The 21,026-nt window shown below is 66.5% G+C and carries 19 protein-coding genes; 8 read left to right on the top strand and 11 right to left on the bottom strand.

Annotation, left to right across the window (positions count from 1 at the left end; all coding sequences use genetic code 11):
* Positions 1 to 639: 639 nt before the first annotated feature.
* From rpsI to F3H32_RS16715, 3 genes are all read right to left on the bottom strand, one after another.
* A complete protein-coding gene (gene rpsI, locus F3H32_RS16725; RefSeq protein ID WP_115757359.1) occupies positions 640 to 1,119 on the bottom strand; it encodes a 30S ribosomal protein S9 in 480 nt (159 codons plus the stop codon).
* A 3-nt stretch (positions 1,120 to 1,122) separates the two neighbouring features.
* Positions 1,123 to 1,587 carry a 50S ribosomal protein L13 gene (gene rplM / locus F3H32_RS16720; RefSeq protein WP_011749243.1) on the bottom strand — a complete coding sequence of 155 codons (465 nt, stop codon included), beginning with the start codon at positions 1,585 to 1,587 and terminating at the stop codon, positions 1,123 to 1,125.
* Positions 1,588 to 1,737: 150 nt separating this feature from the next.
* Positions 1,738 to 2,160: a PaaI family thioesterase gene (locus tag F3H32_RS16715; protein ID WP_149766807.1), complete on the bottom strand. Its 423-nt coding sequence runs from the start codon at positions 2,158 to 2,160 to the stop codon at positions 1,738 to 1,740.
* Between the two features lie 82 nt (positions 2,161 to 2,242).
* On the opposite strand from F3H32_RS16715, the gene F3H32_RS16710 reads away from it, so the two are divergent.
* Positions 2,243 to 3,043: an enoyl-CoA hydratase gene (locus F3H32_RS16710; protein ID WP_149766806.1), complete on the top strand. Its 801-nt coding sequence runs from the start codon at positions 2,243 to 2,245 to the stop codon at positions 3,041 to 3,043.
* On the opposite strand, the gene F3H32_RS16705 is transcribed toward F3H32_RS16710, so the two are convergent.
* The 6 genes from F3H32_RS16705 to F3H32_RS16680 all read right to left on the bottom strand — a co-directional run bounded on the left by F3H32_RS16705 (position 3,040) and on the right by F3H32_RS16680 (position 12,365).
* Positions 3,040 to 3,783 (bottom strand): cytochrome c biogenesis CcdA family protein, encoded by a 744-nt coding sequence (locus tag F3H32_RS16705; RefSeq protein ID WP_149766805.1) that lies wholly within the window; start codon positions 3,781 to 3,783, stop codon positions 3,040 to 3,042. The genes F3H32_RS16710 and F3H32_RS16705 overlap by 4 nt on opposite strands.
* A gap of 77 nt (positions 3,784 to 3,860) precedes the next feature.
* Positions 3,861 to 6,521: a ribonuclease E/G gene (locus F3H32_RS16700; protein WP_149766804.1), complete on the bottom strand. Its 2,661-nt coding sequence runs from the start codon at positions 6,519 to 6,521 to the stop codon at positions 3,861 to 3,863.
* 527 nt (positions 6,522 to 7,048) lie between these two features.
* The gene (locus F3H32_RS16695; protein ID WP_149766803.1) at positions 7,049 to 8,374 is read right to left on the bottom strand and encodes a sigma-54-dependent transcriptional regulator; all 1,326 of its coding nucleotides are present in this window, start codon (positions 8,372 to 8,374) and stop codon (positions 7,049 to 7,051) included.
* Positions 8,375 to 8,393: 19 nt separating this feature from the next.
* Positions 8,394 to 10,187 carry a sensor histidine kinase gene (locus F3H32_RS16690; RefSeq protein WP_149766802.1) on the bottom strand — a complete coding sequence of 598 codons (1,794 nt, stop codon included), beginning with the start codon at positions 10,185 to 10,187 and terminating at the stop codon, positions 8,394 to 8,396.
* A gap of 66 nt (positions 10,188 to 10,253) precedes the next feature.
* Positions 10,254 to 10,922 (bottom strand): phosphoribosylformylglycinamidine synthase subunit PurQ, encoded by a 669-nt coding sequence (purQ, locus tag F3H32_RS16685; RefSeq protein WP_149766801.1) that lies wholly within the window; start codon positions 10,920 to 10,922, stop codon positions 10,254 to 10,256.
* Between the two features lie 228 nt (positions 10,923 to 11,150).
* Complete coding sequence (locus F3H32_RS16680) at positions 11,151 to 12,365, bottom strand: NADP-dependent isocitrate dehydrogenase (protein WP_149766800.1); 1,215 nt, start codon at positions 12,363 to 12,365, stop codon at positions 11,151 to 11,153.
* Positions 12,366 to 12,437: 72 nt separating this feature from the next.
* Here F3H32_RS16680 and F3H32_RS16675 point away from each other — a divergent pair, with 72 nt between their 5' ends.
* Positions 12,438 to 12,977 carry a hypothetical protein gene (locus F3H32_RS16675; RefSeq protein ID WP_149766799.1) on the top strand — a complete coding sequence of 180 codons (540 nt, stop codon included), beginning with the start codon at positions 12,438 to 12,440 and terminating at the stop codon, positions 12,975 to 12,977.
* Here F3H32_RS16675 and F3H32_RS16670 read toward each other — a convergent pair.
* The gene (locus F3H32_RS16670) at positions 12,974 to 14,110 is read right to left on the bottom strand and encodes an HD domain-containing protein (protein ID WP_149766798.1); all 1,137 of its coding nucleotides are present in this window, start codon (positions 14,108 to 14,110) and stop codon (positions 12,974 to 12,976) included. The two genes, F3H32_RS16675 and F3H32_RS16670, sit on opposite strands and share 4 nt — an antisense overlap.
* 36 nt (positions 14,111 to 14,146) lie before the next feature.
* Positions 14,147 to 14,806: an alpha/beta hydrolase gene (locus F3H32_RS16665; RefSeq protein ID WP_115756329.1), complete on the bottom strand. Its 660-nt coding sequence runs from the start codon at positions 14,804 to 14,806 to the stop codon at positions 14,147 to 14,149.
* A 165-nt stretch (positions 14,807 to 14,971) separates the two neighbouring features.
* Here F3H32_RS16665 and F3H32_RS16660 point away from each other — a divergent pair, with 165 nt between their 5' ends.
* The 6 genes from F3H32_RS16660 to F3H32_RS16635 form a co-directional block, all read left to right on the top strand.
* Positions 14,972 to 15,430, top strand: a complete 459-nt coding sequence (locus tag F3H32_RS16660) for a Fe-S cluster assembly transcriptional regulator IscR (protein ID WP_115756325.1) — start codon at positions 14,972 to 14,974, stop codon at positions 15,428 to 15,430.
* A gap of 242 nt (positions 15,431 to 15,672) precedes the next feature.
* On the top strand, positions 15,673 to 16,779 hold the full coding sequence (locus F3H32_RS16655) for a carboxynorspermidine decarboxylase (protein WP_149766797.1): 1,107 nt from the start codon (positions 15,673 to 15,675) through the stop codon (positions 16,777 to 16,779).
* A 46-nt stretch (positions 16,780 to 16,825) separates the two neighbouring features.
* Positions 16,826 to 18,049, top strand: a complete 1,224-nt coding sequence (locus F3H32_RS16650; protein ID WP_149766796.1) for a saccharopine dehydrogenase family protein — start codon at positions 16,826 to 16,828, stop codon at positions 18,047 to 18,049.
* Positions 18,050 to 18,144: 95 nt separating this feature from the next.
* On the top strand, positions 18,145 to 19,476 hold the full coding sequence (locus F3H32_RS16645) for an AI-2E family transporter (protein WP_149766795.1): 1,332 nt from the start codon (positions 18,145 to 18,147) through the stop codon (positions 19,474 to 19,476).
* A 35-nt stretch (positions 19,477 to 19,511) separates the two neighbouring features.
* Complete coding sequence (locus F3H32_RS16640; protein WP_394349628.1) at positions 19,512 to 20,561, top strand: GlxA family transcriptional regulator; 1,050 nt, start codon at positions 19,512 to 19,514, stop codon at positions 20,559 to 20,561.
* Between the two features lie 94 nt (positions 20,562 to 20,655).
* The coding region (locus F3H32_RS16635; RefSeq protein WP_149766794.1) for a hypothetical protein at positions 20,656 to 21,026 on the top strand (371 nt) is incomplete at its 3' end.

The following is a 21,026-nucleotide window of genomic DNA, read 5'->3' as shown; positions in this document are numbered from 1 at the left end:
ACTATCCTTGACAGAGAACCTTGCACATCTGTCCTTCCCGAAAAGGGAAGGATCATCTCTGCTCGTCTTCCCACTCGCGCGGGCCGACAAACAGTGAAGCTGACACCTGGATCATCGGGTCACCCCTACCAGGCCGATACGCAAGCTTCCCGTCGAAAACGACCAGACCGCCCGCATATCCCTTCATGAAACAGCAATGTCAAAAAGCAGGGGAAACAAAATCACGGAAGAGGCGCCTAACAAGCGACGCACCGTCCGGTCGTGCATTCCCAGATTGTCCCAGAACCGCGCGTCAAGCGCCGCGTCCCGTCCCGTTCCGACCGTCCCGTCGTCTCGGTGAGCGGGTATTTAGGGTCTGGGGCGCAGGCTTGCAAGCGCTAAAATCGACCCCCTTGGCAAGAAACAGGCAATACCATGATTTAATGTCATTTTTCTGTCGCATATTTCGCGCCAGGATAGCCTGTTTGCCTGGGCCGGCGGGCCGCCGCCCTGCGGATCGCGCCGAAGTTCCGGCGATTCCCGGCGCGATTCCCCGCATCCCAGCCGGATTCGCGTGCCCGAAGGGGATGGGATCGGCGCCGGAAACGCAAAACGCGGCCCCGAGGGGCCGCGCCAAGGCAGAACCAAACGCCGGAAAGCTTAGCGCTTGGAGAACTGGAACGAACGGCGGGCCTTGGCCTTGCCGTATTTCTTGCGCTCGACCACCCGCGAATCGCGGGTCAGGAAGCCCGCGGCCTTCAGCGCCGCGCGCAGGCTGGGCTCGTGCAGTTGCAGCGCCTTGGAGATGCCGTGCTTGACCGCGCCGGCCTGGCCCGACAGGCCGCCGCCCGCAACCGTGGCGTAAACGTCATACTGGCCCGCAACGCCGGCCACGTCGAAGGGCTGGCGCAGGATCATTTGCAGCACCGGGCGGGCGAAATATTCGGCGATATCCTTGCCGTTCACCACGACCTTGCCCGAGCCGGGCTTGACCCAGACGCGGGCGACCGCATCCTTGCGCTTGCCGGTGGCATAGGCACGGTTCAGCGCGTCGCGCTGGGGTTCGTGCACGGGCGCGGCCGCAGGCGCCGCCGCCGCGACCGATTTCAGATCGTCGAGGGTTTTGATGTCTTCGGCCATGGCTTACGCGCTCCGGGTATTCTTGGCGTTCATGGACTTGACGTCCAGCACTTCGGGCTGCTGCGCTTCGTGCGGGTGTTCGGCACCGGCATAGACGCGCAGATTGGTCATCTGCTGCTTGCCCAGCTTGTTGCGCGAGATCATGCGCTCGACGGCCTTGATGACCACACGCTCGGGGTGGGCGCCTTCCAGCACCTGGCGGGCGGTGCGGTGCTTGATGCCGCCCGGATGGCCGGTGTGCCAGTAGTATTTCTTGGCATCGCGCTTGTCGCCGGTCATCTGCACCTTGTCGGCGTTGATGATGATGACATTGTCGCCCATGTCCATGTGCGGGGTGAAGGTCGGCTTGTGCTTGCCACGCAGGCGCATCGCCACGATCGAGGCAAGACGGCCCAGAACGACGCCCTCGGCGTCGATCAGGATCCACTTCTTCTCGATCTCCGCCGGTTTCGCGGTATAGGTTTTCATCTGTCGGTCCCTTTGGGGGCTGTAATTCGAGATGGAGCTATATCGGCAAAAGCCACGCGCAGGTCAAGCGCGTTGCGGGCGATTTTATCCATCGAATCCAGCGGCTTATGAATTAGGTATCTAAATACCGCAAGATAAGCGCCGTCGCGGTCAGCGTTTCGGCGGAATCGCATAGGTCATCGAACAGCGCGCCACCGGGTCTTGCCCGCCTTGCGCGCGGATCAGCACCTCGCCCACCGCCAGAAGCCGGCCCAGCTTCAGGATGCGGCATTCGGCCAGCAGGTCGCGCCCCGCTTCGGGCTTGCGCATGAAGTCGACCGAGGCGTTAGTCGTCACCGCCAGCGCCACCTCGCCGATGCGGGCCAGGATGGCCAGGTAGATCGCCACATCCGCCAGGGCGAACATCGAGGGGCCGCTGACCGTGCCGCCGGGGCGCAGGTGCCGGTCGTCCACGACCAGCCGCGCGGTCAGCAGGTCCTCGTCCACCGTTTCCACCCGGACCTGCCCCGCGATCTGCGGGAAGCTGCGTCCGAGAAATTCGTTCAGCGCCTCGCGGCCCATTGCCAATGCCATGCTTCCCCCCTGCCGGAACGGCCGCTAGACTGGCCGGCAAAGCCCGAAAAAGACAAGCCTCATCGTGGCGTCAGGAGGAATGATGAAGGACGGAAATCCCGAACCGCTGGTGCTGCGCCAGGACGACGGCCCCGTGGCGCGGCTGATCCTGAACAGCCCGGCGAATTACAACGCCCTGTCCACGGCGATGATCGACGCGCTGTCCGATGCGCTGGACGAAATCGCGGCGGATGAGGATATCCGCGTCGTGGTGCTGGCCGCCCAGGGCAAGGCGTTCTGCGCCGGGCACGACCTGCGCGAGATGCAGGGCGCGCGCAATGACGGGGATGGCGGCCGCGCCGCCTATGAACGGCTGTTCTCGCGCTGCGCCGAGATGATGCAAAAGCTGCCGGCCCTGCCGCAGCCGGTCATCGCCGAGGTGCAGGGCATTGCCACCGCCGCCGGCTGCCAACTGGTCGCAAGCTGCGACATGGCCGTGGCGGCGGAAGGCGTGCGCTTTGGCGTGAACGGGGTGAATATCGGGCTGTTCTGCTCGACCCCGATGGTGGCGCTGACCCGCGCCATCGCGCCGCGCGCCGCCTTTGAATTGCTGGTGACGGGCGAATTCATCGACGCCGCGCGGGCGCGCGAGCTGGGCCTGGTCAACCGCGTCACCCCGCCCGCCGCGCTGACGGCCGAGGCGACGGCGCTGGCGCGGACCATCGCCGCCAAGCTGCCGGCCGCGGTGCGCATGGGCAAGCGGGCCTTTCACGCGCAACGCAACCTGGGCCTGGCCGACGCCTATGACGCGACCGGCGCGGTGATCTGTGAAAACCTGCTGCTGCCTGACACGGCCGAGGGGATCCAGGCTTTCCTGGAAAAGCGGCCCCCCAACTGGGATTAACCCAGCGCCGCTAGCCAGGGAAAGGTCTCAAGCAGCCAATAGGCAAAGGTCGGGAAGGCGCCGGTCAGCAGCGCCGCCCCGACCACGACCAGCAGCGCGCCCATGATGCGCTCGATCAGCTTCAGATGCGGCTTGATGCGGTTCATCACCCCGATGGCGCGGTTGATGAAGATCGCCGATAGCAGGAACGGAATGCCCAGCCCCAGCGCATAGACCGCCAGCAGCGCGGCACCGCGCCCGGCCTCGGCCCCGGTGGCGGCCAGCGACAGGATCATGCCAAGCTGCGGCCCGATGCAGGGCGTCCAGCCAAAGGCAAAGGCCAAGCCCAGGATATAGGCCCCCAGCGACGATCCGCCCTTGTCGCCAGCATCCAGCCGCGCCTCGGTATCCAGGAACGGGATGCGGATGAGGCGCAGGAAATGCAGGCCCATGATGATCACCACGACCCCGGCCCCGCGCGCCAGCCAGTCCTGCCATTGCAGGAATATCCGGCCAAAGGCCGAGGCCGCCATGCCCATCAGCAGAAAGACCGTCGACAGCCCCAGGATGAAGAACAGCGCCGGCACCACGGCGCTGCGTTCGCCCGATTTCAGCCCTCCGACGCCGACCCCGGTCATATAGGCCAGATAGGGCGGCACCACCGGCAGGACGCAGGGCGACAGAAAGGACAGGATGCCCGCCAGCAGCGCGACCGTCGCGGCGGGCAGGAAGGCGGCGTCTGCAAGCTCGATTCCCAACATGTCCAGCACCTTGGCTTAAGGAAAGGGCGCGGGAAAGCCCCGCGCCCATAACAGTTTCGTGGGAAGGCTGCGACAGATCAGCCCTGGGACCACCAGCCCCGGCGCTTGGGGCGCGACGGCTCGTCGTTCGCGGCCGCCGGCTCGGGTTCCCGCTGCGGCTCTGGCGCGGCTTCGGGTGCCATGGCTTCGGCCTCGCCGGGCTCGGCCGCGGCTTGCGGTTCCGCATCGGCTGCCGGGCGCGCCACGGGTTCCGGCTCCTGCGTGTCGGCCTGGGCCGCCGGCTCGGTCGCGGCCGGCTCTTCGGGCTGGGTATCGGCCTCGGCGGGTTGCGGTTCGGCGGCGTCGGGCTGTTCCGTCTCGGCGACAGCGGCCGTCACCGCGTCCGCGGCAACGGGCTGCGGCTCGGCCGCGGTCGTTTCGGCCGGCTCGGCCGCGGCGGCTGCCGCCTCTTCGGCCGCGTCATCCGGCTTGCGACGGCGGGTCCGGGTGCGGCGACGCGGCTTTTCGGCCGCTTCCACGGCAGGCTCGGCCTCGACCGCGGGCTCGACCTCGGCGGGCTGTTGCCCCGGCTCGGTTTCCCCGTCCGCGTCCTCGGCCCCCTCCTCGGCGCCGTCCTCGGCATGATCGGAACCGTCCTCGGCATGGGAGGCTTCGCCCTCGCCGTTCTTGCCGCCCCGGCGGCGACGGCGACGGCGGCGGCGCTTGCTGCCGTTCTCGGCCCCCTCGCCATTATCGCCATTCTCGCCGGTCTCGGCATGGCTGTCGTCGGCGCGGTCTTCCTCTTCGGCGGCCTCGAAGGTCTCGTCCTCGGGCGCCTCCTCATCGTCGATCTGCGCCATCAGCCGGGCATCGACCGATACCACGGGCGAGACCACCTCGGGCACGTTGCGGGTCGCGGTCTTGAACTTCTCGATGGCGTAATCGGGCGAGATCAGCACCGGATCGGCCTCGACCCGGACCGACAGCCCATAGCGCGCCTCGATCCCCGCGATATGCTCGCGCTTGGCGTTCATCAGGAAATTGGCGACCGCGATCGGCGCCTTGACCAGCACCTCGCGGGACCGCTTGCGGGTGCCCTCTTCTTCGATGGCGCGCAGGATGGTCAGCGCCAGGCTGTCATCGGACCGGATCAGCCCGGTGCCGTGGCAATGCGCGCAGGGTTGCGTGGTCGATTCCAGCATCCCCGGCCGCAGCCGCTGGCGCGACATCTCCAACAGCCCAAAGCCCGAGATGCGCCCGACCTGGATGCGCGCCCGGTCGGTCTTGAGCTTGTCCTTGAAACGCTTCTCGACGGCGGCGTTGTTCTTGCGCTCTTCCATGTCGATGAAGTCGATGACGATCAGCCCGGCCAGGTCGCGCAGCCGCAACTGGCGGGCGATTTCCTCGGCGGCTTCCAGGTTCGTCTTCAGCGCCGTGTCCTCGATCGAGCCCTCTTTCGTGGCCCGGCCCGAGTTCACGTCGATGGCCACCAGCGCCTCGGTGACGCCGATGACGATATAGCCGCCCGATTTCAGCTGCACGACCGGGTTGAACATGCCGGCCAGATAGCTTTCCACCTGGAAGCGCGCATAAAGCGGCATCGAATCGGTGTAATGCTTCACGTTCTTGGCGTGGGACGGCATGATCATCTTCATGAAGTCCTTGGCGGTGCGATAGCCGCGCTCGCCCTCGACCAGGACCTCGTCGATTTCCTTGCTGTAGATGTCGCGGATGGTGCGCTTGATCAGGTCGCCTTCCTCATAGACCGGCGCCGGGGCGATGGACTTGAAGGTCAGTTCGCGAATCTGCTCCCACAGCCGCATCAGATATTCGTAATCGCGGCGGATTTCCGTCCGGGTGCGCTGGCTGCCGGCGGTGCGGATGATCAGGCCGGCGCCCTCGGGCACCTCCAGCTCGCTGGCGATCTCCTTCAGCTTCTTGCGGTCGGCGGCATTGGTGATCTTGCGCGAAATGCCGCCGCCGCGCGCGGTATTGGGCATCAGCACGCAATAGCGCCCGGCCAGCGACAGATAGGTGGTCAGCGCCGCGCCCTTGTTGCCGCGCTCTTCCTTGACGACCTGGACCAGCATGATCTGCCGGACCTTGATCACCTCCTGGATCTTGTAGCGGCGCGCGCGCGGCTTGCGGGGGGCGCGGATCTCTTCGGTCACGTCCTCCTCAGCCACGGATTCGATGCCGTCATCCTCGGCCGCATCGTCGCCCGCCGAATCGCGGGCCGGCCGGTCGCCGGGCGACCCCTCGCCCGACCCGCCTTCCTGCCCGGCCTCGGCCACGTCCACGGCCAGCGCGCCCGGTTCCACCTCATCCCCTTCGGACGGGTCCACCACGGCCATGCCGGCGATCTCGTCAGAAACGGCGACCGCATCGCCGTTATCCGCGGCGGCCGGCCTGGCCGACCGGCGGCGGCGCGAGCCGCGCTTCTTCTCGCCCTCGTCATCCTCGTCGGCGGCGGCTTGGCGTTCCTCTTCCAGCAGCGCCTTACGGTCGGCCGCGGGGATCTGGTAATAATCGGGATGGATTTCGGCAAAGGCCAGGAAGCCGTGGCGGTTGCCGCCGTAATCCACGAAAGCCGCTTGCAGCGACGGTTCGACCCGCGTCACCTTCGCCAGGTAGATGTTGCCAGCAAGCTGCCGCTTGTTGACCGTCTCGAAATCAAATTCCTCGACTTTGGTTCCATCGACCACGACAACCCGAGTCTCCTCGGAATGCGTGGCGTCGATCAGCATTTTCTTTGACATGTTTCCGTCTTTCGGGCGGCCGCACCGGCCCGCACATCGGCGGGGGCAAGGTTCGGCTGCCGTATGAGAGGACAACGAAGGCCGCACCGCCAGCAGCAATCGCGGCGGCCGGGGAAATCCCCTGCCTCCGTTGCCGATCAAGCTGCGCTGCGCGATCCATCGCGTCTGTTTACCTTTCTTGGCCCATCCGCGCATGCGGTCGGGCTGCGATCTACGGTCGCCCAGAGGCCCCTTGGGGCGTGGGCAGGATTTTCCGCGCGTGGCACCACCGGCACTTTTCAGGTGTCGCGGCTGGCTGGCGCGCTGCGAAACTGGCGAGGTCAAGCAACCATGCGTTGTGGCGCCCACCCTACTGGGGCAAGATAGCGGGGAAGGGCGCGCCGTTACAATCTATTTTTGGATCAGGCGCCGCGTTTTGCCGATCGCCCGCCCGGCCGCCGGCACCGGACCCGCCGCCGGAATCCCGCGCGCCTGGCGATTTCTCCGTTTCCCAAATACCCATGCCCCGGCGCATCCGGGCGCGGCGCCTACAGGTAATCGCCGCGGCTCAGCCCGTATTTCGCCATCTTCTCGTTCAGCGTCCGGCGCGGCAGGCAAAGCTCGTCCATGACCGCGGCGATGCTGCCCTTGTGGCGGCGCATGGTGTTGTCGATCAGCATCTTCTCGAAACTCTCGACATATTCCTTGAGCGGCTTGCCCTCGGTCGTGGTCGCCTCTTGCGTATCCTCGCCATCCGCCATCAACAGCGAGGTGATCGAGCCCGAGCCGCGGCGGTTCTGCAAGACCGCGCGCTCGGCCACGTTGATAAGCTGACGCACATTGCCCGGCCAGGGCGCCTGCAAAAGCTGCGCGGCTTCCTGCGCCGTCACCTGCGGCGGCTCGCAGCCGTATTCCTCGGCGAACTGCTCGGTCATGCGGGTGAACAGCGTCAGGATGTCCTCGCCGCGCGACCGCAGCGGCGGCAGGGTGATCTTCAGCGCCGTCAGGCGATAGAACAGGTCGGGGCGCAGCGAATCCTCGGCCCGCCGCCCCTCGCCGCGGGCGTTGGAAATGGCGATGATCCGGGTCTCGGCCGGGCTGCCCTGTTCGGCGATAAAGGCCAGCAGCCGCGCTTGCAGCGCATCCGACAGCGCCTCGATATCCTCCAGGCACAGCGTGCCGCCGCGCGCCTCCTCGACCGCGGGCAACCCGCTTTCGACCGGGCCGAACAGCTTGCCCGACAGCACCTCGTCGGCATAGGCAGCGCAGGAAATCGGCACGAACTTCTTGCTGGCCCGCGGTCCCACCGCGTGCAGCGCATGGGCGACCAGGGTCTTGCCGGTCCCGGTCTCGCCGTCGATCAGCACATGGCCGTCGGCCTGGCCCAGGTCCAGGATATCCTCGCGCAGCCGGTCCATCACCGGGCTCGACCCGATCAGCTTGGACATGACCTGCTGGCCTTCGGACAGGTCGCGGCGCAGGGCGCGGTTGTCCAGCGTCATGCGCCGGGCCTGGGTCGCCTTCTTGACCAGTTCGGTCAGCCGTTCGGGGTTGAAGGGTTTTTCCATGAAGTCCATGGCGCCGATCCGCATCGCCTCGACCGCCATCGGCACGTCGCCATGCCCGGTGATCATGATCACCGGCAGGCCCGAATCCAGCCCCATCAGCCGCTTGAGGAACGCCATCCCGTCCATGCCCGGCATGCGGATGTCGGAAATCACCACCCCCGGCCAATCGGACCCGATCGCCTTGAGCGCCTCTTCGGCGGTGGCGAAGGTTTCGGCGTCAAAGCCGGACAGCGTCAGCCACTGGCTGATCGATTCGCGCATGTCGGGTTCGTCATCGACGACGGCGATCTTCAAAGTGCGGCTCATGGGCCTTTACCTCTTTTCATCATTCCGCCGCCAGGCGCGTCCCTGCCTTGCGGCCGGGATCATGAAGCGGCAGTTCAAGTTCGAATACGGCGCCCCGCCCTGTTGCATCCAAGGCGTTGTGCGCCGTCAGGCGCCCCCCGAAATCGGCGGCGATCCCCGACGAGATCGCCAGCCCCAGGCCGGTCCCCTCTCCGGGCTTCTTGGTGGTGAAGAAGGGTTCAAACAGATTCTCCAGGTCCGATACACCCGGACCGTTGTCGCGAACGGACAAGAATGCGTGAGACCCGGCGCTTACGGTGATTTCGATGGCCGGATCGCGGACGCCCTTGGTCGCGTCCACCGCGTTGCGCAACAGGTTGATGATGATCTGCTCCAGCCGGATGCGATCGCACAGCACCATGACCGGATAGCGCGGGATATTGCGCTGCAAGCGGATGGTGCGGCTTCGCAACTGCGGCTCCATCATCACCAGCGCGCTGGACAGCGCGGCGCGCAGGTCCACTGGCTCGAACGCCTCGCCGCCCTTTCGGGCATAGGATTTAAGCTGCCGGGTGATGGCGCCCATGCGCTCGACCAGGTCGTCGATGCGCTGGAAGCTCGACTGCGCCTCCTCGGCCCGGCCGCGCTGCAACAAAAGCCGCGCCCCGGCCAGATAGGTCTTCATCGCCGCCAGCGGCTGGTTCAACTCGTGGCTGACCCCCGCCGACATCTCGCCCAGGGCGGCCAGCTTGCTGGATTGCTGCACGGTCTGCTCGGCCACGCGCAATTCCTTCTGCATCCGTTCGCGCTCGGCGATCTCGCGGGTCAGGCGCTGGTTCAGCGCCCGCAGATCAGCCGATTCGCGCATCCAGGCCGCCGATTCGACCCGCGCCCGCCGCGACAGCAGGTAGAACACCGCCGCCAGCAGGATGGCAAAGCCCATGATGACCATGGCCAGCACCGCGTTCACCCGCTCGCGCACCGATTCATAGGTGGTAAAGGCGATCATCTTCCAGCCGCGGAACGGGATGCGCGTTTCCGACTGCATGACGGCCCGGCCCTGCACATAGGCGTCGGCCGGCATCGCCGTCCAATCCGCCGTGACCTGAAAGGCCCGCGCGATGGCCGACGGCGCCGAACGGACCGCCAAGGCTTCGGGCAGGGTCAGCCCGCGCCAGCGCGGCTCGGTCGACAGGATGATCTGCCCCTCGCTGTCGGTGACGGCGATGGCATCGGAAATCCCCGCCCAGGACCGCACCAGCCGCGTCAGGTCCGCCCCCACCACCACCACGCCCAGCGTGCGCCCGTCCGCGACCACGGTCCGGGAATAGGTGAACTCATAAGCCCCCTGCGGCGAGGGCGAGACGGTGAACACCGTATCCTTGGACCGCAGCGCCTCGACAAAGAACGGCTCTTGCACATAATTGGTGCTGATCAGGTTGCGGTCGGTCGAGCCGACGACGCGCCCCGAGGCATCCAGAAGCTTGATCGACGCCGCCGCGATCTCCTTCTGGGCCGAGATCAGCCGCGCCGAGGTCCCCGAGAAATCATTGCCCGACAAGGCCGAGATCAGCGCCGGATCGCGCGCCAGCAGCAAGGGCACCACCGAGGTGCGCTGCAATTCCGAAAGCAGGTTGCCGGTATAAAGCGCCGCGCGCAGTTCGGTCCTGACCCGCGTCGTTTCGGAAAACCGCGCCGTCAGCCAGGCATTGGTGAACCAGACCGTGCCCGCAGCCACGATCAGCAGCACGGCGATCACGCCGCGCAGGCCCCAGCGGCTGGTCAGGCCCGCCCCGCCTTCCGGGAATCCGGTGGAATCGTCTTCCTCTTGCATGAGCCTCCGGCACCGCCCCCGACAAGGGGTCGGCGCAGTCTAGTGCGGCAAGCCGCGCCGCTCAAGTCAGGCCGCGACAAGCTCCTGCATCAACGAGGCAAAAAGCCTCGCGCCATCCATGCCGCCATGGGCGGGATCGGCAGCGCGCTCGGGATGGGGCATCATGCCTAGCACCCGGCGGTTTTCCGACAGCACCCCGGCAATATCCGCGACCGAGCCGTTGACGCCCGGCGCATAAGTAAAGGCGATGCGATCCTGGTCCTTCAGCGCCGCCAGCCCCTCGGGGTCGATCTGGAAATTGCCGTCATGATGGGCGACCGGCACCCGGATCTCCTCGCCCGCGCGGTAAAGCGCGGTAAAGGCGCTGGCGCTGGTCGCCACCCGCAGCACCGCCTCGCGGCACAGGAAACGCAGCCCGGCATTGCGCATCAGCGCACCGGGCAGCAGGTTCAGCTCGGTCAGCACCTGAAAGCCGTTGCAGACGCCCAGGACATAACCGCCCCGCGCCGCATGGGCCTTGATCGCGCCGGCGACGGGCGAATGCGCGGCGATGGCCCCGCAGCGCAGATAGTCGCCAAAGGAGAACCCGCCCGGCACCGCCACCAGGTCGGTCCCGGCCGGCAGCGCCTCGTCCTTGTGCCAGACCCGCGCAACCTCGGCCCCCGCCTGCTCCAGCGCCACGGCCAGGTCGCGATCGCAATTCGAACCGGGAAAGGTGATGACGGCAGCTTTCATGGCGATTCTCCGGGATAAGGCCTCGCGCCCCCATACTCCAAGCCGGGCCGCATGTTAAGCGGCTTTGCACCGCCGCGACCTCTTCCTTCCCCAAAAACGCAAGCGACCGCGACGAAGCGCCGCCGCCGGCCCCTGCCCGTTTCACCGTTTCCCAAATACTCAAAACCCGTGCCGCAAGCGAAAAAGGGCCGAGGTTTCCCCCGGCCCTTCGCAACCCTGCCCGGCGGATCAGCCCGCCAGCGCCTTGTTCAGGTATTCGTCCACCTTTTCCAGATAGCCCATGGTGGTCAGCCATTTCTGGTCCGGCCCCACCAGCAGCGCCAGGTCCTTGGTCATGTGCCCGTCCTCGACCGCCTGCACCGTGACCTTCTCCAGCGTCTCGGCAAAGTTCTTCAGCGCCGCATTGCCGTCCAGCTTGGCGCGGTGCTTCAGCCCGCCGGTCCAGGCAAAGATCGAGGCGATCGAGTTGGTCGAGGTCTGGTTGCCCTTCTGGTGTTCGCGATAGTGCCGCGTCACCGTGCCATGCGCGGCCTCGGATTCGACGATCTTCCCGTCCGGCGTCATCAGCACCGAGGTCATCAGCCCGAGGCTGCCGAAGCCCTGCGCGACGGTATCCGACTGCACGTCGCCGTCGTAGTTCTTGCAAGCCCAGACATAGCCGCCCGACCATTTCATCGCCGAAGCGACCATGTCGTCGATCAGGCGATGCTCGTAGGTGATGCCCTTCTTCTTGAACTCGGCCTCGAACTCTTCCTCATAGACCTTCTGGAACAGGTCTTTGAAGCGCCCGTCATAGGCTTTCATGATGGTGTTCTTGGTCGACAGGTAAACCGGATAGCCGCGGTTCAGCCCATAGTTCATCGAGGCGCGGGCAAAGTCGATGATCGACTGGTCCAGGTTGTACATCGCCATGGCGACGCCGGCGCCCGGCGCCTGGTAGATCTCGTGCTCGATGGTCTCGCCATCCTCGCCGACGAACTTGATCGTCAGCTTGCCCTTGCCGGGAAAGCGGAAATCGGTGGCCTTGTACTGGTCGCCAAAGGCATGGCGGCCGACGATGATCGGCTGGGTCCAGCCCGGCACCAGCCGCGGCACGTTCTTGCAGATGATCGGCTCGCGGAAGATCACGCCGCCCAGGATGTTGCGGATGGTGCCGTTGGGCGATTTCCACATCTTCTTCAGGCCGAATTCCTCGACCCGCGCCTCGTCGGGGGTGATGGTGGCGCATTTGACGCCGACGCCGTATTGCTTGATCGCCTCGGCCGCGTCGATGGTGATCTGGTCGTCGGTGCGGTCGCGCTCTTCGATGCCCAGGTCGTAATATTTCAGGTCGATGTCCAGATAGGGCAGGATCAGCTTCTGCTTGATGAAGTCCCAGATGATCCGGGTCATCTCGTCGCCGTCGAGTTCGACGACGGGGTTCTCTACCTTGATCTTCGACATGGGTGGTCCCTTCGGATTAGGATGCGGCTCGGCCGCGCTATAGCGGCATTCGCAACGAAAGGAAAGCCCGGTATGCCATGGTATGCCGAAGATGCCGCGGCCCGCGCCGAATGGCGGCGCAAGGCGCGCACCGCCCTGGCGGAAATCCGCGACGCACGGGCCGCGCCGGGTTTCGCCCCGCTGGTGCCGCCGTTCCACCTGCGCGTCTTCGGCGACTGCGCTGCCGAGGCGGTCTGGCTCTGCGATGACGAAGGATGCCTGGACATCGACCCCGCCGCCCTGCCGATAACGGCCAGCCTGGCGGCGCGCTGCCGGCTTTGGGCCGAGTGCTACAACACGCATGAGGACGCCTGGTTCGACCATCTCCACGTCAAGGACTGGCCCGCGCCGCCCTTCGATCACTTCAAGGCGATCAACCTGCGCGGCTTCTTCCTGGCCTGCGCGCTCATGCGCGCCCTGCCGGGTTGCCGGATCGAGTTCCTGGACGAATACCGCAACCTGCCCTGGCGCGACTACACCCCCGGCGCACAAGCCGAGAAGCCCCCGCACCTGATCGAGATCACCGCCGAAGCCCTGCGCCACGAGGCGGCAAGCCGGGGCCTGAAACGCTAGCCGCCGGTTCTTGCGATGAAATAGACCTGCGCGCTTTCGCTCAGCCAGGACCACAGCGCCGGCGCGCCGCGCTCGATGCGCAGGCCGACGCGCTCGACCAGCTGCTCATAGGTCACGCGGTATTCCGCCCAGGTGCCGCCGCCCGAGGCGATGTTCTGCATCACCGGCTGCGCCCGGTCCAGCGATTTGGCAAAGACCGCATCCGGGGTCTCGTTCGCCTCGAACTCGGCCCAAAGCGCGCGCAGTTCCGCCCCCTGCGCCGCGGGCAGCAGGCCAAAGATCCGCTCGGCCGCCTCGGCCTCGGCCTGCAATTGCGCCGCGCCGTGATGGGCGGCGCCGCCCTGCGCGTGGATCGGCACGTCGCCCGCGTCGACCTCGACCAGGTCGTGGATCAGCAGCATGCGGATCACCCGGCCGATATCCACCGCCGGCCCGGCATGGGGCGCCATGACCAGCGCGTAAAGCGCCAGGTGCCAGCTATGCTCGGCGCTGTTCTCGCGCCGCGAGCCGTCGCATAGCAGGCTGGCGCGCAGCACCGATTTCAGCCGGTCCGCCTCGGCCAGGAACTCCAGGCGCTGCGCCAGTTCGCCCCAGGGCGCGCGGCCATCCAGCAGGGCCTGCGCCGCCTCCATCGCCTCGGGCCATTCCACCCACAGCCGCCGCGCGCGGCCCGCGGTCATGTTGTCGCGCACGATGGCGACATGATCGGCCAGCGGCTCGGGCGCGCACAGCACCTGGAACAGCGGCTGGGCATGGTCCATGCGCTTGGCCATGCGGGCGTCCGGGCTCTCGCCCGCCTCGAATTCCCGCCACAGCGCCATCAGCGCCTCGCCGCCCGGCAGCATCGCAAACAGCCGGCGCGCCGCGGCATCCTCGGCCGCCTGCACGGCGGCGCCGTCATGGGCCAGATGGATCGGATGGTCGCCGCAGTCGATCTCGACCAGGTCATGGACCAGCAGCATGGCGACGGCGCGATCCGAGGCGCCGAAGACCAGCGCGTAAAGCGCGACGTGCCAGCTATGCTCGGCGCTGTTTTCCGGCCGCGACAGGTCCATCAGCACATTCGCGCGGCTGACGGATTTCAGCCGGCAGGCCTCGGTCAGGAAGGCAAAGCGCAGGGTCAGGTCGGTCATGGCAAAAGCCCAGGCCGGCCCGGCCGGCCCGGTTTCCTATCGCGTGTTCTCGGTCAGGCGGCGGCGCACATAGGTTTGCACCGTGTCGATCATCGGCTTCATATGCGTCTCGTCGTCGCGGAAGAAATGGTCCGCCCCCTCGACCTCTTCATGGGTGATGGTGATGCCCTTCTGCTCGCGCAGCTTGCCCACCAGCGCATGGGTGTCCTTGGGCGGCGCCACCCGGTCGGCGGTGCCGTTGATGATCAGCCCCGAGGACGGGCAGGGCGCCAGGAAGCTGAAATCATACATGTTCGCCGGCGGCGCGACCGAGATGAAGCCGGTGATCTCTGGCCGCCGCATCAAAAGCTGCATCCCGATCCAGGCGCCGAAGGAAAAGCCCGCGACCCAGCAATGCTTGGAATTGGGGTTCATCGCCTGCAGGTAGTCCAGCGCCGAGGCGGCGTCCGACAGCTCGCCGATGCCCTGGTCGAATTCGCCCTGGCTGCGGCCGACGCCGCGAAAGTTGAACCGCATGACGGTGAATCCCATGCGGTGAAAGGCATAGTGCAGGTTATAGACCACCCGGTTGTTCATCGTCCCGCCATATTGCGGATGCGGGTGCAGGATGATGGCGATGGGGGCGTCGGGCGCGGCTTGCGCGTGATAGCGGCCTTCCAGGCGACCTTCGGGACCGGGGAAAATCAGTTCGGGCATGGGCTTCCTTTGAAACTCGGGTTCCTTGACCCTGTGGCGGCGCGGCTCTAGATCGTCAATCTGGGAAGCGCGCCCGACATAGGCAAGACGCATTCAAGGACGGCGCCGGGGGAATTAGCCCCTGGCTTGCGCGCCGTCAATGGTTGCGGCTGGAGGAGAGGCAAGATGAAACTGTCCACCAAGGGACGTTATGCGATGGTCGCCCTGGTCGATCTGGCCATCGCCAAGGGCGAGGAACTGACCTCGCTGGCCGAGATCTCCAAGCGCCAGGACATCTCGCTGCCCTATCTCGAACAGCTTTTCGTGCGGCTGCGCCGCGCCGGGCTGGTCGATTCCGTGCGCGGGCCCGGCGGGGGCTACCGGCTGGCGCGCGCGCCCGAAACCATCCGCGTGGCCGAGGTGCTGGAGGCCGTGGACGAAACCGTCAGCGCCCTGCATATCGGCGCCGGCGCCTCGGGCGGGATTTCGGGCTCGCGGGCGCAGACGCTCTCGAACCGGCTGTGGGAAAGCCTGTCGGCGCATGTCTATGTCTTCCTGCACAATCACACGCTGGCGGATGTGGCGCGCAACCAGTTGCTGCCCTGCCCCGCCCTGCCGAAGATCCTGTCGATCGTGGACGACTGAACCACCCGGCCGCACGGGTATTTCGGGAACGAAGAAATACCCTGTAATCCCAGCGGCCGGGCTTCTTTCGTGTCCAAATATCCCGGGGGAACGCCGGGCTTGCCCGGCGTGGGGGCAGCGCCCCCCGCGGCCGCGCCGTCATGCGCCCGTCACGCTTTCTTGCGAAACCGCGCGCGTGGCCCTAAATGAGCCATTCGTTTTCCAAGCTTCCACGGCCGCAAGGCCCGAGGGGACCCCGAGCCATGACCGATCTGCAAACGCCCTATTACCTGATCGACCTCGCCAAGCTGCGGGTGAACATGGAACGCATCCAGCGCCTGCGGGAACGCTCGGGCGCAAAATGCCTTCTGGCGCTGAAATGCTTTGCCACCTGGTCGGCCTTCGATTTCATGCGGCCCTTCATGGACGGCACCACCTCGTCCTCGCTGTTCGAACTGCGGCTGGGGCACGAGGAATTCGGCAAGGAAACCCATGCCTATTCCGTCGCTTGGGCCGATCACGAGATCGACGAGGCGCTGGGTTACGCCGACAAGATCATCTTCAACAGCCTGGCCCAGCTCGACCGTTTCGGGGCCAAGGCGGCCGGGCGCGGCATTGCCATGGGGCTGCGGCTGAACCCGCGCTTTTCGACCAGCGGCTTCGACCTTGCCGACCCGGCCCGGCCGTTTTCACGGCTGGGCGAATGGGATCTGAACCGGCTGGAGGCGGCGCTGGACCGCATCTCGGGCGTGATGATCCATTACAATTGCGAGAATGCCGATTTCGAACTCTTCGACGCCCAGCTAAGCCGGATCGAGGCGGAATTCGGCGGCTTCCTGGAAAAGCTCGACTGGGTTTCGCTGGGCGGCGGCATCCATTTCACCGACGACGGCTATCCGCTGGACCGGCTGGCCGACCGGCTGAAAGCCTTCGCGCAGCGTTTCGGCGTCCAGGTCTTCCTGGAACCGGGCGAGGCCAGCATCACCCGCTCGACCTCGCTGGAGGTCACGGTGCTGGACACCATCCATCACGGCAAGGACGTGGCCATCGTGGACAGCAGCATCGAGGCGCATATGCTCGACCTGCTGATCTATCGCGAAACCGCCAAGCTGCCGCAAGAGGGCGAACATGCCTGGCAGGTCGCCGGCAAGACCTGCCTGGCTGGCGACATCTTCGGCGAGGGCCGCTTTGCCCAGCCGCTGAAGGTCGGCGATCGCATCAGCATCGCCGATGCCGGCGGCTATACCATGGTCAAGAAGAACTGGTTCAACGGCGTACCCATGCCCGCCATCGCCATCCGGGACGAGGACGGAACGATCCGCCAGGTCCGCCGGTTCAGCTATGACGACTACAAAGCCAGCCTGTCCTGAACAGGCGCAAGCCATCCCCTTTCCCATCCCCGAAAAGGAGACTGAATTGGCCAAGAACGTGCTCATCATCGGCGCCGGCGGCGTCGCCCAGGTGGTCGCGCATAAGGTGGCGCAGAATGCCAAGGAATTCGGAACGCTGCATATCGCCAGCCGAACGCCCTCCAAGGCCGAAAAGATCATCGCGAGCATTCGGGACAAGGGCCATTCGGTCGCGTTCTCTGCGCATGCGCTGGACGCCATGGACAGCGCCGCCGTGGCCGCGCTGATCCGCCGGATCGACGCCGGCATCGTCATCAACGTGGGTTCGGCCTTCATCAACATGACCGTGCTGCAAGGCTGTATCGAGACGGGGGCCGCCTATCTCGACACCGCCATCCACGAAGATCCCGCCAAGATCTGCGAGACGCCGCCCTGGTATGCCAATTACGAATGGAAGCGGCGCGAGGATTGCGAAAAGGCCGGCGTCACCGCCATCCTGGGCGTGGGCTTCGATCCCGGCGTGGTCAACGCCTATGCCCGGCTGGCCGAGGACGAATATTTCGACAAGATCGACAGCATCGACATCGTCGACATCAACGCCGGCAGCCATGGCCGCTGGTTCGCCACCAATTTCGACCCCGAGATCAACTTCCGCGAATTCACCGGCACGGTCTATTCCTGGCAGGGCGGCGAATGGCGCGAAAACCGGATGTTCGAGGTCGGGCGCGAATGGGACCTGCCCATCGTCGGCAAGCGCACCGCCTACCTGTCCGGCCATGACGAGGTTCACAGCCTTGCCGCCCGCTACAAGCAGGCCGACGTGCGCTTCTGGATGGGCTTTGGCGAACATTACATCAACGTCTTCACCGTGCTGAAGAACCTGGGCCTGCTTTCCGAACAGCCGGTCACGACCGCCGAGGGGCTGGAGGTCGTGCCGCTGAAAGTGGTCAAGGCGGTGCTGCCCGACCCCGCCAGCCTTGCCCCCGATTACGAGGGCAAGACCTGCATCGGCGACCTGGTCAAGGGGACGCTGGACGGCAAGCCGGGCGAGGTCTTCATCTACAACGTCGCCGATCACAAGGACGCCTATAACGAAGTCGGCAGCCAGGGCATCAGCTATACCGCCGGCGTGCCGCCGGTGGCAGCCGCGATCCTGGTCGCGCGCGGCACCTGGGACGTCAAGCGCATGGTCAATGTCGAGGATCTGGCGGCCCGCCCCTTCCTGGAACTGCTGGGCGAACTGGGCCTGCCGACCCGCGTCATCGACGCTTCGGGCGACCACCCGCTGTAAGCGGACGGTCCGCCCCTTTGGAAAGCGCCCGCGGCTGGGGGAACCCGGCCGCGGGCTTTGCGTTTCCCCCGCGCGGGACGGGAAAGGGAACGCGCATGCCGCCAGATCAGGAACGCCGCAGCCACATGTTCCCCTTTTCCACGCCGTCGGACCGGGGCGTGGCCAAGGTCGCCAACTGGGCGGTGATCGGCATCTTCGTCATCCTGCTGTTTGGCTTTTTCGCCCAGGCGCGCAGCTTCCTGATGCCGGTCACGCTGGCGATCCTGCTGTTCTTCGTCTTCGTCCCCTTTCGCCGGCTGATGGAGCGGCTTGGCGTCAGCGCCGCCGTCACCGCCGCCATCGTCTCGCTGGGGCTGGTGGTCTCGGTCGTGGTGATCGGCTTCGTCATCTCGGGCCCCGCCGACCGGCTGATCGAGAACGCGCCCCAGATCACCGAGCGGCTGGAACAAAGGTTCTCGGAAATCCGCAGCAATTTCCGCGGGCTGGAACGCGCCGCCGAAAAGATCGACGAAATCGCCAGCGGCGGCGGCGGGACCGACGCCCCCGCCCCGCCCAGCAAGGTGCAGCCCGACGCCATGCTGACCGGCACACTCAGCCCGGTTCCGACGCCCGGCACGACCCCGCCCCCCGACCAGCAGATCGAGGTCGAGGTGAATGCCACGCCCCCGTCCTCGACCCTGGCCAGCGTTCTGGACCTTGGCCCGGCCTTTCTTGGCCAGATCATCTTCACGTTGTTTTTGCTGTTCTTCCTGATCTCGTCGGGCGACCTGCTTTACCTCAAGATCGTGCAAAGCTTCGATTCCATGCGCGAAAAGCGCGGCGCCTACCTGGCGCTGCGCGAGATCGAGGACAGCCTGGGCGCCTATCTGGGCGCGATCACCCTGATCAATGCCTGCCTGGGGCTGGCCATCGGGCTGGCGATGTGGGCCTGGGGTATGCCCAGCCCGGTGCTGTTCGGGCTGGCGGCGTTTCTTTTGAACTTCATCCCCTATCTGGGCTCAGTCACCGGGATGCTCATCGCCGCGCTGGTCGGGGTCTTCGTTTTCGACGACCTTTTCGCGCCGCTGATGGTCGGGCTGACCTATCTGGGCCTGACCGCGTTGGAAGGCCAGCTCATCACCCCCTATTTCGTGGCGCACCGCTTGCAGTTGAACACGGTGGTCGTGTTCCTGACCGTGGCGCTTTGGGCCTGGCTCTGGTCGGTGCTGGGCATGATCGTGGCGGTGCCGCTGCTGGTGGTGATGCGGGTCCTGGCCGACCACATCCCCGGCTTGCAGAAATTCGGCAACTTCCTGGCCGGCGAGGATCCCCCCGCGCTGGAGGACGAAAGCGAAGAGGAAGCCCGCGAACTGGTCGAGGCCGGCGACGATGCGCCCGATGCCGCCCAGGCCGGCACCGCCACCATGGTGCTTGCCACCAAGGAGTGACGGCGCGGGGTCTGGATCACGCCGCGAAACATGGCATGATCGCGACGCCAGCCATGGACGATTCGCGACAGATGACCAAGCCCGCCCCCATCCTCGACCCCGGCCCGCCGCGGCTGCGCATCGGCTTTCTGCTGACCCCGCGCTTCACCCTGTCGGCCTTTGCCAATTTCGTGGACGTGCTGCGGCTCGCGGCCGACGAAGGCGACGGCTCGCGCCCGATCCGCTGCCGCTGGCGGGTGCTGTCGGCCGACATGGCGCCGGTGCAGTCGTCCTGCGGCGCGCGGATCGAGCCGGACGAGCGGCTGGGCGATCCCGCGCGCTTCGACTATATCGTGACCGTCGGCGGGCTGATCGACGGCGGGCCTGGGCTTTCGCCGGAACAGGCCGGCTTCCTGCGCCGCGCCGCCCAGGCGCGGGTGGCGCTTGGCGGGCTTTGCACCGGGGTCTTTGCCATGGCCCGGATCGGGCTGATGGACGGTTATCGCTGCTGCGTCAGCTGGTTCCACCACCAGGATTTCCTGGCCGAATTCGAACGGATGCGCCCGGTCTCGGACCAGATCTTCGTGGTGGATCGCGACCGGCTGTCCTGTTCGGGGGGCGTCAGCGCCGCGCATCTGGCCGCCTTTCTGGTCGACCGCCACCTGGGCCGGGCGGCGGCGCGCAAGGCGCTGTCGATCCTGATGATCGACGAGCCGATGGAGGGCGACCGCCCCCAGCCCGGCCTGCCGCTGGAACTGAATGCCCGCGACCCGCTGGTGCGCCGGGCGCTGCTGGCGATGCAGCAGAACCTGCACGCGCCCTTGCCCATCGCCCGTATCGCCCGCGACCTGGGCGTCGGGCGGCGCAAGCTGGAACGGCATTTCAGCGCCGACCTGGGCATCCCGCCCGCCGATGCCTCGATCCGCATCCGGCTGGCGCAGGCGCGGATGCTGCTGGCGCGCAGCGACCGCACGGTGTCGCGCATCGCCGAAGAGACTGGCTTTTGCGACGCCTCGCACCTGATCCGCGTCTTCCGCGAGACCGAGGGCACGACCCCCGACCTGTGGCGCCAGAACCGCGCGCCCACCGCCGCCGCGCCGCCCTGACCGCCACCATTGCCCGTTGCACGCTTCATTCCCGCAACGTTTTGGGCCGTGGCGGATAATGGCGCCGCCGATTGGGATGATGAAAGGGGAACCCATGCCGAACAAAGCCACAGTCCGGGGCGTTCTTTTGGACGCCACGCTTGCGCCGGTCGCCTTTGGCAAGATCGTCGCGACGCTTCACGGCTCGGATGTCTTCGACGGGGGCGTGCGGGTGGTGACGCAAAAGGTCGAGGCGACGACCGGCGCGCAGGGGGAATGGTCGCTGGAGCTGATCGTGAACGGCGAGGGCGAGGCGGGCACCACCACCTGGACCGTCGAGGGCTATAACCAATATGTCGTCAAGGTGTTCGAGGCCAAGGCGCTGTTCCTGGCCTCGGCGCTGGCGGTGACGCTGGGCGATCTGGAGCGGATGAGCGCCCAGAACCTGCGCGCGGCGCGCGAGGCCGGCGCGGCGCGGCTGGTCGT

This window comes from Paracoccus thiocyanatus, from assembly GCF_900156255.1.
Classification (GTDB): domain Bacteria; phylum Pseudomonadota; class Alphaproteobacteria; order Rhodobacterales; family Rhodobacteraceae; genus Paracoccus; species Paracoccus thiocyanatus.
Note: the sequence above shows the minus strand (reverse complement) of the source record. Positions and strands in the feature narration are given on the sequence as shown.

Coding starts and splice junctions, on each gene's coding strand:
- F3H32_RS16705 (WP_149766805.1), bottom strand. CDS start 3,783: ATGTTGGGAATCGAGCTTGCAGACGCCGCCTTCCTGCCCGCCGCGACG.
- F3H32_RS16700 (WP_149766804.1), bottom strand. CDS start 6,521: ATGTCAAAGAAAATGCTGATCGACGCCACGCATTCCGAGGAGACTCGG.
- F3H32_RS16665 (WP_115756329.1), bottom strand. CDS start 14,806: ATGCCCGAACTGATTTTCCCCGGTCCCGAAGGTCGCCTGGAAGGCCGC.
- F3H32_RS16645 (WP_149766795.1), top strand. CDS start 18,145: ATGCCGCCAGATCAGGAACGCCGCAGCCACATGTTCCCCTTTTCCACG.
- F3H32_RS16655 (WP_149766797.1), top strand. CDS start 15,673: ATGACCGATCTGCAAACGCCCTATTACCTGATCGACCTCGCCAAGCTG.
- F3H32_RS16680 (WP_149766800.1), bottom strand. CDS start 12,365: ATGTCGAAGATCAAGGTAGAGAACCCCGTCGTCGAACTCGACGGCGAC.
- F3H32_RS16690 (WP_149766802.1), bottom strand. CDS start 10,187: ATGCAAGAGGAAGACGATTCCACCGGATTCCCGGAAGGCGGGGCGGGC.
- F3H32_RS16670 (WP_149766798.1), bottom strand. CDS start 14,110: ATGACCGACCTGACCCTGCGCTTTGCCTTCCTGACCGAGGCCTGCCGG.
- F3H32_RS16640 (WP_394349628.1), top strand. CDS start 19,512: ATGATCGCGACGCCAGCCATGGACGATTCGCGACAGATGACCAAGCCC.
- F3H32_RS16695 (WP_149766803.1), bottom strand. CDS start 8,374: ATGAGCCGCACTTTGAAGATCGCCGTCGTCGATGACGAACCCGACATG.
- F3H32_RS16715 (WP_149766807.1), bottom strand. CDS start 2,160: ATGGCATTGGCAATGGGCCGCGAGGCGCTGAACGAATTTCTCGGACGC.
- F3H32_RS16660 (WP_115756325.1), top strand. CDS start 14,972: ATGAAACTGTCCACCAAGGGACGTTATGCGATGGTCGCCCTGGTCGAT.
- F3H32_RS16710 (WP_149766806.1), top strand. CDS start 2,243: ATGAAGGACGGAAATCCCGAACCGCTGGTGCTGCGCCAGGACGACGGC.
- F3H32_RS16675 (WP_149766799.1), top strand. CDS start 12,438: ATGCCATGGTATGCCGAAGATGCCGCGGCCCGCGCCGAATGGCGGCGC.
- rpsI (WP_115757359.1), bottom strand. CDS start 1,119: ATGGCCGAAGACATCAAAACCCTCGACGATCTGAAATCGGTCGCGGCG.
- rplM (WP_011749243.1), bottom strand. CDS start 1,587: ATGAAAACCTATACCGCGAAACCGGCGGAGATCGAGAAGAAGTGGATC.
- purQ (WP_149766801.1), bottom strand. CDS start 10,922: ATGAAAGCTGCCGTCATCACCTTTCCCGGTTCGAATTGCGATCGCGAC.